The following is a 15,302-nucleotide window of genomic DNA, read 5'->3' as shown; positions in this document are numbered from 1 at the left end:
ATTACTGATGGAATATGACAACGCGCTACAGCCGTTTAGTTCTGCTCGCCAGATCTATCGGGTGCTGGTGATGTATTACCAGGATGGAAAAAAACAGTCGGAAATCGCCACCGAAACCCGGTTATCGGTAGCCACCATTAACCGCATGATCCGTCAGGGACGCGACAGCGGGATGGTGGAAATCACCATAAAGTCCCCCTGGATGAGCGCCCATCAACTGGAGCAACGGTTGATACAGCTTGGTGGCCTCGAGCAGGTGGTGGTGGCACCCAATGCCGCCCGTCACGAAGAGGCCAGCCTGCAAGGAGTCGGTGCCGCCGCCGCCGAGTTTTTACTCAGCCAGCTTAAAGACGGTGATGTGATTGCCATTACCGGCGGCAAAGGGGTCAGCGCCATGGTCGAGGCGCTGACGGTAAACCGCAAATACGATGTGCAGGTCGTCCCCGCCCTCGGTTGCGTTCAGGGCAAACACTATACCGATGTCAATCACGTCGCGTCGGAAATGGCGGCCCGCCTCGGTGGCCATGCCTGGCAGATCCATGCCCCCTTATTTGCCGATACCGCCGAACAGCGCGATATGTTGATGGCCATCAGCGCGGTGGATCAGGTGCTGCAAAAAGCCCGTGAAGCGACGCTGGCCGTGGTCGGCCTTGGCTCTATCCATAGCGACAGCTCCAGCTACTATGATTTAAATCTGTTGGCTCGTCATGCCTCGGCGCAGATTGAAACCAGTGGCGCACGCAGTGAATTGTTGGCCTGGTTACTCAACGCCCAGGGGCAACCGGCACAATTTGCCGATAACAATTTGCTGGTCGGCCTGACGCTACAGGAACTGCAACGCATCCCCCGCTCCTTTGCGGTGGTGGCCGGCAGCAATAAAGTCGATCCTATTTACTGCGCCCTGCAGGGACATTATCTGAAAGGTCTGGTCACCGATGAAGCGACCGCCTCTGGCGTGGTGGAATTGGCGGCAGGCACAGGAGGTGATCGTGGTTAATCTGACCGAACCCGGCGCTACGCCGCGAGCAACAAAGATCGCCAAAATGCAGCAACTGAGTGCCACACCAGTGCTAATTGTCGGTGGCGGTATCAATGGCATCAGCACCTTCCGCGAACTGGCACTACAAGGTATCCCGGTGATTATGATTGAACAGGGTGACTGGTGTCAGGCTGCCAGCGGGGCCCTCTCGCGGATGATCCATGGTGGTTTGCGCTACCTGGAAACCGGCGAGTTTTCATTGGTGAAAGAGTCGGTGGAAGAGCGTGATCGCTTGCTGGCCAATGCTCCCCATTACGTGGCACCGCTGCGCACCACGGTGCCTATCGACAGTTGGAGCGGCGGTTTGATTAACGCCGGTAAACGTTTTTTCCGCCTGAGTGAACGCCCTTCGCGGCGCGGTGCATTAATCATCAAAACCGGGCTGGCCATGTACGATCTCTATACCCGACAATATGGCACCATGCCCCATCATCAGCTACACAGTCAGCGGGCAACCCAGGCGCGCTGGCCCGATTTTGCCGACTGGGTAAAATGCAGTGCCAGCTATTATGACGCCTGGATCAGTGCCCCTGAGCGACTGGGCGTGGAACTGATTAACGACGCTGAACAAGCCAATAGCCAGGCGCTGGCCCTCAACTATCTGCAACTGCTGTCCTGCGATGGCGAAAACGTCACCCTGCTCGATACCCTCAGCGGTCAGCGCGTTACTCTGCGCCCACATGTGGTGGTCAATGCCACTGGAGCCTGGATAGATCAGCTTAACCAGCGGCTGGCAGTAGACAAACCCGCTAAAAAACTGATCGGGGGCACCAAAGGTTCGCATCTGATCGTCAGGCATCCACAGTTGCTGGCAGCGCTAAATGGCGAGATGGTCTATTACGAAAATCAGGAAGGCCGCGTGTGCATTATGTTCCCCTGGTTTGGTCATGTGCTGGTCGGCTCCACCGACATTCGCGTTGATAATCCGGACGATGTGGTCTGTGACGCCGAAGAGCAGCGCTATATTCTTGAGTCGTTGCGCTTTGTCTTTCCGGGATTTGACGTCAAAGATGACGACGTGCTCTATACCTTTAGCGGTGTACGTCCGCTGCCCGCCAGCGATAGCACTCTCAATGGCCGCATCTCGCGCAACCACTCGCTGGTCCTGCTGCCACCGCAGGCAGGACGGGATTTCACCACCCTGTGTCTGGTGGGCGGCAAGTGGACCACCTTTCGCAAATTTGGCGAACAGGCCGCCGACAAGGTTCTCAATCTGTTGGGAGAAAGTCGTAAAGTCCGCACTGACCAGTTGGCCATCGGCGGCGGCAAAAACTACCCTGCGGCCGATCGGCGGGCCGCCTGGCTGGCTGACCTTGGCCAGCGTTATCCGCTGCCGCCTGCCCGCCTAGAACAATTGCTACAGCGCTATGGCACCCTCGCCGCAGAGATAGCCGCCTTTATCTGCCAGTCTGCCGATGCGCCACTTAGCGGGCTCGCCGATTACAGTTGCAATGAATTGCGCTATCTCATTCATCATGAACAGGTGCAAACCCTGGAGGATCTGCTGCTGCGCAGAACCTTACTGGCGATCAGCGGCCAGCTAACCCATCAACGAGTCAGCGAAATCAATATCCTGCTGGCCAGCGAACTGGGCTGGAGCGCAGATCAACGCGAGCAACACCTTGCTACCACCCTTGCCCACCTGGCCAGCCTGCACGGACTGACCGGGCTTTATCCGAGAGAACCCCGCGAAGGAGTCAGTTATGTCAGCAACGCCTAAAGTCAGACTTAATCGATTGTTTAATCATGGCAAGTGCCTGGATGTTGCCATCGATCATGGCATCGCTAACGAGCCAGATTTTCTGATTGGCCTGGAAGATATCGGCAGTGTGATGAACAGCCTGATCGCCGCGCAGCCGGACGCCATTCAGGTCAACTATGGTCAAGCGGATCTGCTGCAACAATATTCGGCCAAAAAACCGGCGCTGGTGATGCGCACCGATGTTGGCAATGCCTATAACGCTGCCCGCCACCGTGAAATGTGGGCGGTACTGCACAACCCGGAACAGCCGATCCTCGCGGCCCTGCAAATGGACGCCGCCGCAGTGGTCGTCAATCTCTATATGATCCCCGATGAACCGGCTATTTTCCGCCAGTGTGTGGAGAATATCGGTCGTCTGCGCCACGCCTGTGAACAGTACGGTATGCCGTTAATGATTGAGCCGCTGGTGATGGCCCCGGCTGGTCAGGGCGCGGCTTATGGCTCGCTGGGGGATGTCAGCAAAATTGTGCCGCTGGTGCGCCTGGCCCGTGAACTGGGGGCCGATATTATCAAAGCCGACCCTACCGATAATATTGAAGATTTTCACCGCGTGGTGGAAGCCGCCCGCTGTCCGACGCTGGTGCGCGGTGGCGGCAAAGGTGAACTGGCCACGGTGCTGGACAAAACTGCGGCGCTGATGGCGCAGGGTGCCTCAGGCATGGTATATGGCCGGAATGTCTATCAACACAGCAATCCTTCTCAGGTGGTTAAAGCCTTGATGGCCATTATTCATCAGGGTGCCAGCGGTAGTGAAGCGCTGGCGATTTACCAGCAATATTAATCGGCAACCACGGCAGGATCTGCGCAGGAGGCTTGATGAGCCAATGTCTGTTAGGAATTGACGCCGGAAATACCATGATCAAGGCGGTGCTGTTTGATTTGCAAGGTACGGTAGTCTCGGTAGCGGAATGCGCAGGCCAGACCCGGCAGCCGCAACCAGGGTTTGCCGAACGCCCAATTAAAGATATTTATCAGGGGGTTACCCAGGCCGTACGTCGATGTCTGGATCAGGTGGCAGACCAGGGGATACAGGTGATTGCCATAGGGGCTGCGGGTCATGGCAACGGCCTGTACGCGTTGGATAAACAGCAACAGCCGTTGCTCGGCATCCAGTCCATTGATCAGCGTGGTAGCCAATGCGTGGACCAGTTGCGACAAGCGGGCCGCGATGCGCCGATTTACCAACGGTCACTGCAACAGCCCTGGGCGGCAGCCACCCCGGTATTGCTGCGCTGGCTTAAACAGCAGCAACCAGAGACCTACGCGCGCATCGGCCATGTGTTGTTTGCCAAAGATGTGATCGCCCATTTTCTGAGCGGTTCACTAAGCGGCGATTATTCCGACGCCGCCGGTGCCGGGCTGCTCTATTACGGCAGCCGCGACTATGATCCCGAGCTTATGGCCTGGTATGACATTGCAGAGGCGCTCTCGCTGCTGCCACCACTGCGCGGATCCTGCGATATCGTCGGCGAAGTCACCGCATCGGCCGCCGCCCTTACCGGACTCACCGCCGGGACGCCGGTGGTGGCGGGCATTTTTGACGTCGTGGCCTGCGCCATTGGTTCCGGGGTGGTGCAGCCCGGCGAAGCGTCGATTGTCGCCGGCACCTGGAGCATTAATCAGGTGGTGGTCTCGCGACCGCATTATCTGCGCCCGGTCTTTATGAACTCGATTATTGATGCTGACCGTTATATGGCCATTGAGGCCAGTGCCACCTCGGCGGCGAATCTGGACTGGTTTCTACGTGAATTTGACGATGGCCGCGGCGGTCAGGGTGCCATACGCAGCAGTGAGCGCGTCGCCAGCGTCACCCCCAATGACCAGTTGCCGCTGTATCACCCTTATCTCTATTCCGGGCGCAAAGCCGGACCAGCCAAGGCGGGATTTTACGGGCTGGCCGGTTGGCACACCCGGGCCGATATGCTCTATGCGCTGTTTGAAGGGGTGACCTTTGCTCATCGTGCGCATATCGACCGATTACGTGCCGCCGGGATCCCGTTTGAACAAGCTACCCTGTCCGGCGGTGCGGCGCGCAGCGCTATCTGGCCGCAGATGTTTGCCGATGTATTAGGGATACCGATCCACGTCACTCAGTGTAAAGAGACCGGAGCCTTAGGTGCGGCGATTTGTGCCGGGGTGGGCGTAGGATTTTGGCGCGACCTCTCCGCCGGGGTAGCTCAGGCAGTTACCGTCACCGCGCAACCTTACCGGCCCGATGCCGTAGCGCAACGCTTTCACCAGCCTCGTTACCGACTGTTCAAGAAGCTGGAATTGCTGATGGCAGAAGTTTGGCTAGCTAAAGAAGAAGAGTAAGATCTGTCCCTCGCTAATCATAAGCTGCGCTAATGTGGCGTCCAGATTGAATTAGAGCCGCCGTAAGGCGGTTTTTTATTGCATATTTTTTGATCAGTGCCGATAACAAATATCTGTGATCGTATATACAGCTAGCAAAAATTGAGTTATTACTATTTTCGGATTCTGACGCATTGAAAAATAGCGTTTTATCGGCACCTAGACCGATATCAGACCAAAACTTCGTGCTATCGCGATAGCATCTATACCTGATTGAGCTCAGTTACCGCTTGCTGGTAAGCGATACCGTACCGATCGACAGTCGATGATTCGGGTCAAAAAGCAGGGTAACGGCATCAAGTACCATGGGTGTGGAATTTTATAATGCGTTTGGAATCAGCGTATATTGCAGCCGAACCTCAATCAAGGCGGAGCCTTGTGTGGTGGCCCTCAGGCAGACACAGAGATGAACGAAGATCCCGATGTAATGTACCGCTTGTTGGTACAAGGTGTAGCTGACTATGCCATCTATATGCTGACACCAGAAGGTATAGTGGCAAACTGGAATAACGGTGCTCGCCGAACCAAAGGCTACGAGCGCCATGAAATTGTCGGTAAGCACTTTTCCTGTTTTTATAGCGAAGCCGATCGGCTGCGCAATCTGCCGGAACACAACCTCGCTGCCGCACGCCGCAATGGCCGTTTTGAAGATCAGGGCTGGCGCTACCGTAAAGACGGTTCGGCCTTCTGGTCACATGTGGTGATCCATATCCTGCACGACGATCACGGCGAAGTGGTCGGTTTTGCCAAAATCACCCGCGATATTACCGAACGCCGGGAATATGAACAGCAGTTGCTCACCGCCAAAGAGCTGGCCGAAGATAACGGCGAGAAAATGTCCTCCCTGTCAAAATTCCTCGATACAGTGATTGCCAATATCCCCTCTTGCGTAGTGGTTGAAGACGCCGTGTCGCGGGAAATCTTGCTGGTTAATCGTCGAGCCGAAATGCTGCTCGGCACTCGTAGCGAGTCGATGCTCGGCAAAAAACCGCAAGAATGCATGTCGCCGGAGCTTAGCGAATATTTTAATAAACTGTCGGATGACGCGCTGCGTTCTGAAGGGGTGCATCGCTGCGAGATCCAGATCAAACTGGCAGACGGCAGTGAAAAAACCCTCAATACCAGCGCCTCGATTATTCCCGGCAGTGATGCCCGCAGTAACTATGTGCTCTTGATTGCCAATGATGTCACCGACCAGCATCTGGCCCATGCCCGTATTCATCATATGGCGCATCATGACAATCTCACCAGCCTGCCAAATCGTATTCTGTTCAGCCAGCGGCTAAGCGAAGCCTTGCAGGCCGCCCGCTACTCCTCACGTCTGACCGCCACACTGTGCCTTGACCTCGATAATTTCAAAAACGTCAACGATGCCCTTGGCCATCAGATTGGCGATGAACTGCTGCGCGGTATTGCCAAACGGTTACGCTTTGTATTGCGTGAACAGGATACCCTGGCACGCCTCGGCGGTGATGAATTCGCCATTGTGTTACCGGATTTACATCATAGCGTCGAGGCAGAGATTGTGGCCCAAAGGCTGATCGAAGCGGTGCGCCCGGCGATCGATGTCGAAGGCCACACCCTGTCGGTGGGGCTCAGCATTGGTATTGCCCTGGCGGACGACGAGCACGGTACACCGGAGCATTTGCTGCGCTGCGCCGATATGGCGTTGTACGAAGCCAAGCGCAATGGTCGCAACCGTTTTGAGAACTTCCGCCTGGAAATGGACGATACCGCCCGTAAACGACGGGTCATCGAAATGGATCTGCGCGATGCCATTACCGAACGCCAATTGCGCCTTTATTACCAACCGATCACCAATGGCCTGGGTACCGAGATTATGGGTTATGAAGCGCTGATGCGTTGGCAGCATCCGCTAAATGGCCTGATAATGCCGATGGACTTTATCCCCATTGCCGAAGAAACCGGTCTGATCCACAGCCTTGGCTCTTATGCGCTGCATGAAGCCTGCCGTGAAGCCGCCAGTTGGCCTGGCGATCAGATGGTGGCGGTCAATCTTTCACCGATCCAGTTTAAAAACAGTGCGCTCTATTCGGTGGTAGAGTCGGCGTTGGCCGAATCCGGTCTGGCACCGCATCGTCTGGAAGTGGAAATTACCGAATCGGTATTGCTCGATGATTCCCTCGGTAATATCAATACCCTGCAACGGCTGAAAAAACTGGGGATCCGCATTGCTCTCGATGACTTTGGTACCGGCTACTCGTCACTGAGTTATCTGCGCTCCTTCCCGTTCGATAAAATCAAGATTGATAAATCCTTTATCAATGATATGCACGACAGTCGCGAAGCACTGGCGATTATTCGGGCGATCACCGGCATGAGCCGCAGCCTGGATATTGAAACCACTGCCGAAGGGGTGGAAACCGATGAACAGTTCCAGCGCCTGAAAGAGGAAGGCTGTTCGCTGTTCCAGGGCTATCTGTTTGGTCGTCCGCAACCTTCCGAGTCAAGATTGATTAACAACGCCGTCGCCTGACGGTTATCCTCGCCGCGCAGTCTGTTCCAGGCTGCGCGTTTAATTCCTGCCGTCTAGCTCCCGCTTGCTTCCGCCTTGACCACTGGGTCAGGACCCAAACGTCCGATAAAGGGAAGACGCAGCGCCGGAGATTTAATATCAACCCCCAGATTTAATCCCAATACATTGACCTCGATCCCCTCTTCTACCCCCAGCGTCACCGCCAATACCCCAAGCAACGAGACTTGCAGACCGCGACCGGAAGGTGGCAAACCGACAGGATTGAGCAGGGAACGATAATCTTTGCCGATAGCATTGGCCGGGAGATCCAGCCCCAGTTGCGGCACTTCGCGGCCAATATGCGCCATAAAGGTATTGCTGTTGGGACCAGGCCAGGCGTGGTAGGTGTGCGGATAAGGATAACTTTTAATGGCCGCTTCAATCTGCGGGATCATCGCTTCGGCGGCAGTACCACGGTGATCCACCAGCAATTTGGGCCGCGAGCCAAACCAGTAACCATCAGGGACCGTCGAATTACGGCGTACCACATCATCACTGCCCCAGCTGATCACATCATAGCGGGTATATTCCGTCTCTCCTGCCCGTTTAAAGATGATCCACGGATGTACGGCCACCATGCCTCGCCAGCCATAGGTGGGGGCGGTATAGATTTCAACGATGGCGGTATCTTTCAGTTGCCGCGGATCCGGGGCAATACCGGCGGAATCGCGCCGGGCGGTCATCCAGCTTTGATCACTGTTTTTGTCTCGGTTCTGCGTGGTGCGGGCATAACTGTAGCCAAAGGACAACAGCAATACGCAGACAAAACCGAGCATTAGCCATTTATAAGAGAGCATAGACGCGCCACCTGGATCCTGGTCAAAAAAATCAGTATATCGCAATCCTCATCGCTGCATAGCGTCCCTTTCCTTCCCGCTATCTCCCTGATTTGTTCGACATCTTGTGGCTTTGAATTGGTGCATTTTTGCACTGTTATGGCCCGACAGGCCCTTAACTGAGGATCCCTGGGCTGGGTGAATTTTCATCATATTGATTTTTATTGATTAAATATCAACCGGCAATTGGCACAACTGTTGCATTTAATTAGTTGATTAATTAAATGCACTATTTAAATCCTTTTAATGACGAAAGTTTCACATCAGGAGAACAGACTATGACGGTTGATGAAGTGATCACACGTTTCGAGCTGGAACGTGAAAAAATCTGGTTTGCGCAGCCTGCTGAAATTGCCGATCTCGGCAATGGCATAGTGCCGCGTGGCACCGGCTCGCGCGGCCAATATCTCAGCACCATTATCTTTGCCGAAGGGGAAGCCCGCACGCTGGCCGATGAAATGCTCTGGGGGTTGATCCGCGTGGCAGAAGACAGCCCGCAGGCCGATCTCGCCACCTTGCAGTTGCTGATTAAAGAGATCATCGGCTACAAGGCAGATTTTTTTGATTTTGTCAGTTTGCCGGAGGCGGCCAAATTGGTGCACTTATACGTCGCCACCGCCGAGCGCTGTACCACCCTCGCTGAACTGGCGCGTTTATCCCACGCGGCTCTGTCGTGGGCAAACCGCCTGCATATGTGGGTAGATTTTATTCTTCCCTGGGGCCTCGGCGACGGCTTTCGCCGCGTTAAAACCCCGGCCTAGACCGGGCTTGGCCACTTCGTCTTACTCACTTTTAACCGAATCAGAGGAAAGCATGAAATTACAAATGTCTGTCGCCGGGGAAGCTGTCTGTGTGATTGAAGTCTGGGAAGACAAGGTGCCCAATCTGGCCAAAGAGCTGCGGGCCAAACTGCCAATGACCAGCGTGTTACAGCACGGGAAACTGATTGGCGATATGGTGTTCTTTACCATGCCAATCGTTGCCCCCTGGGAAAACAAATATAAAACCGAAGAAGTGGGCAGAATGCGCCGTGAAAAATACGGCTACTGCACCGGTTCGGTCTGTTTTTATAGTCCACGCCAGCAATTTTGCGTGGTCTATGGCGATGATACCGCCGAAGAGCCGCTGCCCATCTCTTATATTGGTGAAGTAATTTCCGGTGAGTTACAGCTGCGGGTCACCGGTCTGGAAACCTGGTTCGATCAGGGGCGTACCGTCGAACTGGCGGTGATCGACTAAGCCGCTGGCAGGGCTTAGTCCCCGGCCATCAGGCCAGCAGCTGTCTGATGGCCGCCTCGATTTGGGCTGTCTCCTGCACAAAGCGATCCGGCGCACCGGCACAGTGACCATAAGGTGATTGCAACGGCTGCCACCGCGCCCGCTCGCAGCGCAGTTGCTCAAACTCCAGCCGGGCTTCCTGTTCGGTGAAATAGCTGTCACTACTGCCCGGCATCACCAGGGTAGATGCGCTAATCTGGCCCAGGGCGGTAAAATCAATCGCGCCGCTTTGCCAGGTTGCCAGCATCGCCAATAAATCATTGGCATCCCACTGTTGATGATCCTGCTCCCACGCCAGCAATAGCGCCTGCAGCGAAGCAAAACCCAGATTACGATAGAGGGCATCACGAAAAAACTCGGCGCTATAAGCCCAACCCGCATAGTTGCGACCAAAAGCCGCCAGACCCGCCAATGGTGCGGTGCGATAACGTCCGGCCGCAAACAGCGGGTCGGCGTGTAACGCGGCTTTCACCCCTTCCAGAAAGACAAAATTCAGCGGCCAACAGCGAGCAGTGCCGCAAATCGGCAATAGCGCCTTGACCCGCTGCGGATAGCTTACCGCCCATTGCCAGGCCTGCATCGCGCCCATCGACCAGCCGGAAACCAGCGCAAAACACTGCACACCCAATGCATCGGCCAGTCGCGCCTGGGCGTCAACATTATCGGCAATACTGATAGTCGGGAAATCGGCCCCCTGCTGCGGCCCGGCATGACTGGGTGAGCTGGACAGTCCATTGCCAAACAGATTGGTCAGCACAATAAAGTAGTGCGTGGGATCCAGCGCCCGTCCGGGAGCGATCAGCGAACGATAACTGCGGTGCGTACCGGTGTAATAGCCGGGAATTAAAATGGCGTTGTCTGCCGCAGCATTGAGTGTGCCATAGGTGGTATACGCCAGTTCGCCCTGCTGTAAAACGCCGCCGCTTTGCAGCGGAAAATCCCCCAACGGATAGCGTTGATAGTCTTGCATAAGACTCCTCTCCCGGCGGTCATTAGCGCCAGTGAAATCGAAAATAATTAATTAACTAGTTAACTTGTTGAGATGATGAGGATTTTAAAAATAGCCCATAAAATGTCTATAAATCATTTCATTAAGCGCTTTGCTCATGCCAGAATATCTCTTCAACCTCACGGAACACCCATAGGACGCTAATGAAGGAACCCAGGGTCAAGGCCCCCGCCAGCGAAGACAAACCCGGCAAAAAAAATCACAGTGACGTGGCCGCCATTTTATTGGATTCCGCTTTCGACCTGTTTGCCAATCAAAATTACTCCTCGGTGCGCATCAAAGATATTGCCAAGGCCACCGGACTCAATTCTGCCTTGATTTATTATTACTTTGGCTCCAAGGAAGATCTGTTTCTAAAGGTTATTGAAGCCGCAGTAGAAAAAGCCTTTCTGCAGTTTGATACCATTGCGGCAAATTCTGCCAGCCCGAAACAGATCCTGTTTTCGTGGATAGAAATTCATATTCTGCAATTTACCCTGATGCAGAAACTGGCAAAAATCAGCCTGGATTACGCCAACACTCATGAACATATGACCAATATCGATAAAGCGATTAAAAAGTTTTACGAGAAAGAGTCGGTGGTACTGAAGAACACCCTGAAGGAAGGCATTGCCGCCGGTCAATTCCGCGAAGTTAATCCGGCAGATATGTCGATGTTTATTTCCACCTTTCTTGACGGCGTGCTGTTTCGCAGCGTGATGTTTCCCAGTTTTAAATACAAACATGCCATTAACTGCATGCGTGAATTTGTCCTCGAACATTTAGAGCCGGTTCCCGCGTGATGGACGCCCTTCCTGGCAACAGATCAGGAGGGGCGTCCGTCCAGCCCTAGAAAATTGTGCTGTATTTTTCTATTTCCCACTGACTGATACTCAGGTGATATTGATTCCACTCCTGGGTTTTATATTTCACAAACTCGTCTTTTAGCGCCTTGCCCAGGGTGGCTTCCACAAAAGGATCGCTGTCAAAAGCCTCCACCGCTTCAAGCAGGTTTTGCGGCAAGAAATCAATACCCCGCGCGCGCCGCTCCGCTTCACTGATGGCATAGAGATTGTCTTCGTTGGGTTGACGCGGGTCGATTTTCTCGCGGATCCCCTCCAGCCCGGCGGCCAGCGCCAGCGTCGCCGCCAGATAAGGATTGACCGCACCGTCGGCGTTACGTGACTCGCAGCGACCGCCGCCCGCCGGGACGCGAACCGAGTTGGTGCGGTTGTTGGATCCATAGGAGTTAAACACCGGTGCCCAGGAGAAATAACTCATCGCCCCTTGACGCACCAGACGTTTATAGCTGTTGACCGTCGGCGCAAAGGCGGCGCAGAGCGCACGGCCATGACGCAGCAGGCCGCCAATAAAGTAGTAGCCGATTTCAGTCAAACCGAGGCCATAGGGATCTTCATCCCCGGCATCCTGGGTTTTGAACAGATTGGCACCGCTATGCAGATCGTAGAGCGACATATTGAAATGCGCGCCGGTTCCGGTTTTATCGGAGAAAGGTTTCGGCATCATGGTCGCCACCAGCCCCAACTCTTTGGCATAGTGTTTGGCCATAAAACGGAAGAAGATCATACGATCGCAGGTGGTCAACGCATCGGCATAATTAAAATCAAATTCATACTGGGAGTTGCCGTCCTCATGGTCGAGGGAATAGAGATCCCAGCCCAACTCGTTAATGCAACTGGACACCTGGTCAAGCCAGGCAAACTGCTCCACAAAGCCTTGCAGGTCATAACAGGGCTTATTCAGCTTATTGTCTTTTTCCGGTACCGACAGCGAACCGTCAGCTTCACGTTTGAGCAGGTAGATCTCGCACTCAATGCCCAGATTAAAACCAAAACCCATATCATTGGCCTGCTTGATGACATTTTGCAGCGCTACCCGGGTATTCAGGGCATAGGGTTGCCCCTGAAAGGCATTATCCGCGGGCATCCAGGCAATTTTCGGTTGCCACGGCAGTTGAATAATATGGTCGAGGTCCGGCACCGAGGTCAGCTCGTCTTCGTGCGGGGATTGGCCCAGGCCGTCTAACGCATAGCCAGTGTAACGCTCAGAGCCTTGCGCCATCTGCGAAAAGTGATTAATGGGCACCACCTTGCCTTTGGGAATGCCATGAATATCGACATAAGCTCCCATGCAATACTCTACGCCCTTGTCTCTGAGTGACTGCTCAATGGCTGCGATCTGTTCTGCTGTTTTTTTCATTACGGGTTCCGCCTGCTAGACAATCGGTAGCGTGAGCATTACTCATGCTCAACAACATTATGTGGAATATAGGGGGCTTCCAACGCCTGGATCTCCTCGCGCTCCAGCACCAGCTCAGTGGCCGCCAGCGCATCCTCGAGATGGGAGAATCGGGTCGCACCCACCACCGGCGCCACCACCGAGGGATGGCGATAGAGCCAGGCCAGGGCAATTTGCGCTTGCGGCACGCCGCGCTGTCGGGCGACGGTGGTGACGGCATCAATGACTTTGCGATCGGCCTCCTCGCTGGCGGCATAGAGTTTATTGCTGTAAGCATCGTTACCGCTGCGCCCCGAAGCGCTTGGTTGCTGCCAGGGACGGGTCAGTAACCCGCGCGCCAGCGGGCTCCAGGGTGTCACTCCAACGCCTTCACTGGCACATAATCCCAGCATTTCACGCTCTTCCTCGCGGTAGAGCAGGTTCAGATGGTTTTGCATGCAAATAAAACGCGTCCAGCCATGGTATTTGGCGACCTGTAGCGCCTTGGAAAATTGCCAGGCAAACATTGAGGACGCGCCGAGATAGCGGACTTTACCGGCTTTAACCAGGTCATGCAGCGCTTCGAGCGTCTCTTCCAGCGGGGTGTCATAATCCCAACGGTGGATCTGGTAGAGATCGATATAGTCGGTACCCAGCCGCCGCAGACTGGCCTCACACTCGCTGATAATCGCCTTGCGTGACAGTCCCTTGCTGTTTGGCCCGCTGCGCATCGGATTATAGAGTTTGGTGGCGATCACCACGTTATCGCGATTGGCATAATCCTTGAGCGCTCGCCCGAGGATCTCTTCGCTCACCCCTTTGGAATAGGCGTTGGCGGTATCGAAAAAATTAATGCCCAATTCCAGCGCCTTACGGATAAAGGGACGACTCTCCGCCTCGTCCAGCGACCAGCTATAACCGCTGGCCTCCTTGGGGGCATAGGTCAGACACCCCAGACAGACAGCGGAAACCTCCAGCCCCGAGTGGCCTAATTTTAACGTTCTCATACGGTGTCTCTTTCTCTGATTAATAAAGTGCCAGCAGCAAATAGCGGCATGATCAACCGGTGCAGGTTGCCGTCGTCCTAACGTAATTTACTTTTGATATAGTTGGCCAAATGCCACACGGTTTTCTCCAGATGCCCCAACCGACCGGGCCGGGCGAGCTGTGAACGGCTGCCGCGCCGTTGCAGGCTGTTGATTTCCAGATCTTCGGCAATGATCGCGGTACTGCTGTTTTTCATCATTTCCGCGGTGTCGGCAAACCCCTCCTGCTGCATCGACTCACGGGAGACCAGCACCAGGCGATGCCATTGAGTCATCGCGCTATTGAGTGGGAGTAGCGTACTGATGCTGATTCGATCGGGATTTAGGCCAATCAGGCAGAAGGGATAGATCAGCATCAGATCGATACGGCGCAGATCCTCCTCGCTCATACCGGCAAACGGCAACAACCCGGCGGTCAACACTTCACTGATATCGCCGTTTTTACGCAGAGGTTGGTGACAAAAGGTCCAGCCGGGGCCGTCCTCGCCGATATAACTGAGACGCCCGGGAAAACTGTCCTCCAGCGTGGTGCGGTGAACTGCCGAATGGTGGTAGCACTCCATAAAAGTCTCCACCGCCATTTTCCAGTTAAAGGGACAGTCGTAGTCCAGGGGATAGGCGGTTTGCAGCTCGGCAAAATGGTATTTTTCAAACAGCGGCAGCACCGGTGCCAAACGGGTTGCCAGGGGTTCTACTTCGGCGGAAAAGGTAATAAAAATCATCCCGGCGACGATTTCACTGCGGATTTGCGGCAGTTGGCAGGATTTACGATCAAAATCCTCGGCCTGATTCATTTGCGGTGCACCCACCAACTGGCCCTGAATGTTGTAGCTCCAGTTATGAAACGGGCAGACCAGCACCTTGGCATTACCGCTGCCCTCGACAATCGGTACCCAACGATGCAGGCACACCCGCGACATCACGCGGATCCCCTCTTCGCTGCGGGTACACAGCAAGGGTTCATCGATAATATCGATACTGAAATAATCCCCCACCTGCGGGATCTGCGAGATATGGCCAATAAACAGCCAGTCCTGGCGAAAAATTTTCTCTTTTTCCAACTGAAAAAAAGACTCACTGTGATACGCCTGCGGCGGCAGCGTGGTTGCCTGGCCAGCATGAGTGCTCTGTTGAGCGATAATGCTCTCGGCAATGGCCTGACCTTCGTCGACCACACAGTCAATCTTTCGGGACACGTCGAGCATGGTAAACACCTCCCTCAAAAGG

12 protein-coding genes and 1 pseudogene are annotated in these 15,302 nt (G+C 54.7%); 8 read left to right on the top strand and 5 right to left on the bottom strand.

The window, feature by feature from the left end:
* The first annotated feature begins 7 nt into the window (after positions 1–7).
* The 5 genes and pseudogenes from GW590_RS06525 to GW590_RS06505 form a co-directional block, all read left to right on the top strand.
* Positions 8–997 carry a sugar-binding transcriptional regulator gene (locus tag GW590_RS06525; protein WP_169402223.1) on the top strand — a complete coding sequence of 330 codons (990 nt, stop codon included), beginning with the start codon at positions 8–10 and terminating at the stop codon, positions 995–997.
* Entirely contained in the window at positions 936–2,759 is a 1,824-nt protein-coding gene (locus GW590_RS06520) for a glycerol-3-phosphate dehydrogenase/oxidase (RefSeq protein WP_169402222.1), read from the top strand. Before GW590_RS06525 ends, GW590_RS06520 begins: the two co-directional genes overlap by 62 nt.
* The gene (locus GW590_RS06515; protein ID WP_169402221.1) at positions 2,743–3,582 is read left to right on the top strand and encodes a class I fructose-bisphosphate aldolase; all 840 of its coding nucleotides are present in this window, start codon (positions 2,743–2,745) and stop codon (positions 3,580–3,582) included. The genes GW590_RS06520 and GW590_RS06515 overlap by 17 nt, the downstream gene beginning before the upstream one ends.
* A 35-nt stretch (positions 3,583–3,617) precedes the next feature.
* Positions 3,618–5,114: an FGGY-family carbohydrate kinase gene (locus GW590_RS06510; RefSeq protein ID WP_169402220.1), complete on the top strand. Its 1,497-nt coding sequence runs from the start codon at positions 3,618–3,620 to the stop codon at positions 5,112–5,114.
* 469 nt (positions 5,115–5,583) lie between these two features.
* Positions 5,584–7,650 (top strand): annotated as a pseudogene (locus tag GW590_RS06505) (putative bifunctional diguanylate cyclase/phosphodiesterase); the annotation flags it as partial.
* A gap of 53 nt (positions 7,651–7,703) precedes the next feature.
* On the opposite strand, the gene GW590_RS06500 reads toward GW590_RS06505, so the two are convergent.
* Positions 7,704–8,486, bottom strand: a complete 783-nt coding sequence (locus tag GW590_RS06500; RefSeq protein ID WP_169402218.1) for a DUF3750 domain-containing protein — start codon at positions 8,484–8,486, stop codon at positions 7,704–7,706.
* A 317-nt stretch (positions 8,487–8,803) separates the two neighbouring features.
* On the opposite strand from GW590_RS06500, the gene GW590_RS06495 reads away from it, so the two are divergent.
* Both GW590_RS06495 and GW590_RS06490 read left to right on the top strand, forming a co-directional pair.
* Positions 8,804–9,286, top strand: a complete 483-nt coding sequence (locus GW590_RS06495) for a cucumopine synthase-related protein (protein WP_169402217.1) — start codon at positions 8,804–8,806, stop codon at positions 9,284–9,286.
* Positions 9,287–9,338: 52 nt separating this feature from the next.
* Positions 9,339–9,764 carry a hypothetical protein gene (locus GW590_RS06490; RefSeq protein WP_169402216.1) on the top strand — a complete coding sequence of 142 codons (426 nt, stop codon included), beginning with the start codon at positions 9,339–9,341 and terminating at the stop codon, positions 9,762–9,764.
* Between the two features lie 28 nt (positions 9,765–9,792).
* Here GW590_RS06490 and GW590_RS06485 read toward each other — a convergent pair whose 3' ends face one another.
* Positions 9,793–10,773, bottom strand: a complete 981-nt coding sequence (locus GW590_RS06485) for an alpha/beta fold hydrolase (RefSeq protein WP_169402215.1) — start codon at positions 10,771–10,773, stop codon at positions 9,793–9,795.
* Between the two features lie 182 nt (positions 10,774–10,955).
* Between GW590_RS06485 and GW590_RS06480 the strand changes: the two genes are divergently transcribed.
* On the top strand, positions 10,956–11,594 hold the full coding sequence (locus tag GW590_RS06480) for a TetR/AcrR family transcriptional regulator (protein ID WP_169402214.1): 639 nt from the start codon (positions 10,956–10,958) through the stop codon (positions 11,592–11,594).
* Positions 11,595–11,640: 46 nt separating this feature from the next.
* On the opposite strand, the gene glnT is transcribed toward GW590_RS06480, so the two are convergent.
* The 3 genes from glnT to GW590_RS06465 form a co-directional block, all read right to left on the bottom strand.
* Positions 11,641–13,011 carry a type III glutamate--ammonia ligase gene (gene glnT, locus GW590_RS06475; protein WP_169402213.1) on the bottom strand — a complete coding sequence of 457 codons (1,371 nt, stop codon included), beginning with the start codon at positions 13,009–13,011 and terminating at the stop codon, positions 11,641–11,643.
* Between the two features lie 38 nt (positions 13,012–13,049).
* On the bottom strand, positions 13,050–14,036 hold the full coding sequence (locus GW590_RS06470) for an aldo/keto reductase (RefSeq protein WP_169402212.1): 987 nt from the start codon (positions 14,034–14,036) through the stop codon (positions 13,050–13,052).
* A gap of 77 nt (positions 14,037–14,113) precedes the next feature.
* Positions 14,114–15,280, bottom strand: a complete 1,167-nt coding sequence (locus GW590_RS06465; RefSeq protein ID WP_169402211.1) for an aromatic ring-hydroxylating oxygenase subunit alpha — start codon at positions 15,278–15,280, stop codon at positions 14,114–14,116.
* Between the last annotated feature and the right edge of the window lie 22 nt (positions 15,281–15,302).

The organism is Rouxiella aceris (assembly GCF_012933545.1).
Lineage (GTDB): Bacteria > Pseudomonadota > Gammaproteobacteria > Enterobacterales > Enterobacteriaceae > Rouxiella > Rouxiella aceris.
This window is presented reverse-complemented; position numbering and strand designations above follow the sequence as displayed.

Bases quoted from the DNA above. Each gene is read 5' to 3' on its own strand.
- GW590_RS06525 (WP_169402223.1), top strand. From the start codon at position 8: ATGGAATATGACAACGCGCTACAGCCGTTTAGTTCTGCTCGCCAGATC.
- GW590_RS06520 (WP_169402222.1), top strand. From the start codon at position 936: ATGAAGCGACCGCCTCTGGCGTGGTGGAATTGGCGGCAGGCACAGGAG.
- GW590_RS06515 (WP_169402221.1), top strand. From the start codon at position 2,743: ATGTCAGCAACGCCTAAAGTCAGACTTAATCGATTGTTTAATCATGGC.
- GW590_RS06510 (WP_169402220.1), top strand. From the start codon at position 3,618: ATGAGCCAATGTCTGTTAGGAATTGACGCCGGAAATACCATGATCAAG.
- GW590_RS06500 (WP_169402218.1), bottom strand. From the start codon at position 8,486: ATGCTCTCTTATAAATGGCTAATGCTCGGTTTTGTCTGCGTATTGCTG.
- GW590_RS06495 (WP_169402217.1), top strand. From the start codon at position 8,804: ATGACGGTTGATGAAGTGATCACACGTTTCGAGCTGGAACGTGAAAAA.
- GW590_RS06490 (WP_169402216.1), top strand. From the start codon at position 9,339: ATGAAATTACAAATGTCTGTCGCCGGGGAAGCTGTCTGTGTGATTGAA.
- GW590_RS06485 (WP_169402215.1), bottom strand. From the start codon at position 10,773: ATGCAAGACTATCAACGCTATCCGTTGGGGGATTTTCCGCTGCAAAGC.
- GW590_RS06480 (WP_169402214.1), top strand. From the start codon at position 10,956: ATGAAGGAACCCAGGGTCAAGGCCCCCGCCAGCGAAGACAAACCCGGC.
- glnT (WP_169402213.1), bottom strand. From the start codon at position 13,011: ATGAAAAAAACAGCAGAACAGATCGCAGCCATTGAGCAGTCACTCAGA.
- GW590_RS06470 (WP_169402212.1), bottom strand. From the start codon at position 14,036: ATGAGAACGTTAAAATTAGGCCACTCGGGGCTGGAGGTTTCCGCTGTC.
- GW590_RS06465 (WP_169402211.1), bottom strand. From the start codon at position 15,280: ATGCTCGACGTGTCCCGAAAGATTGACTGTGTGGTCGACGAAGGTCAG.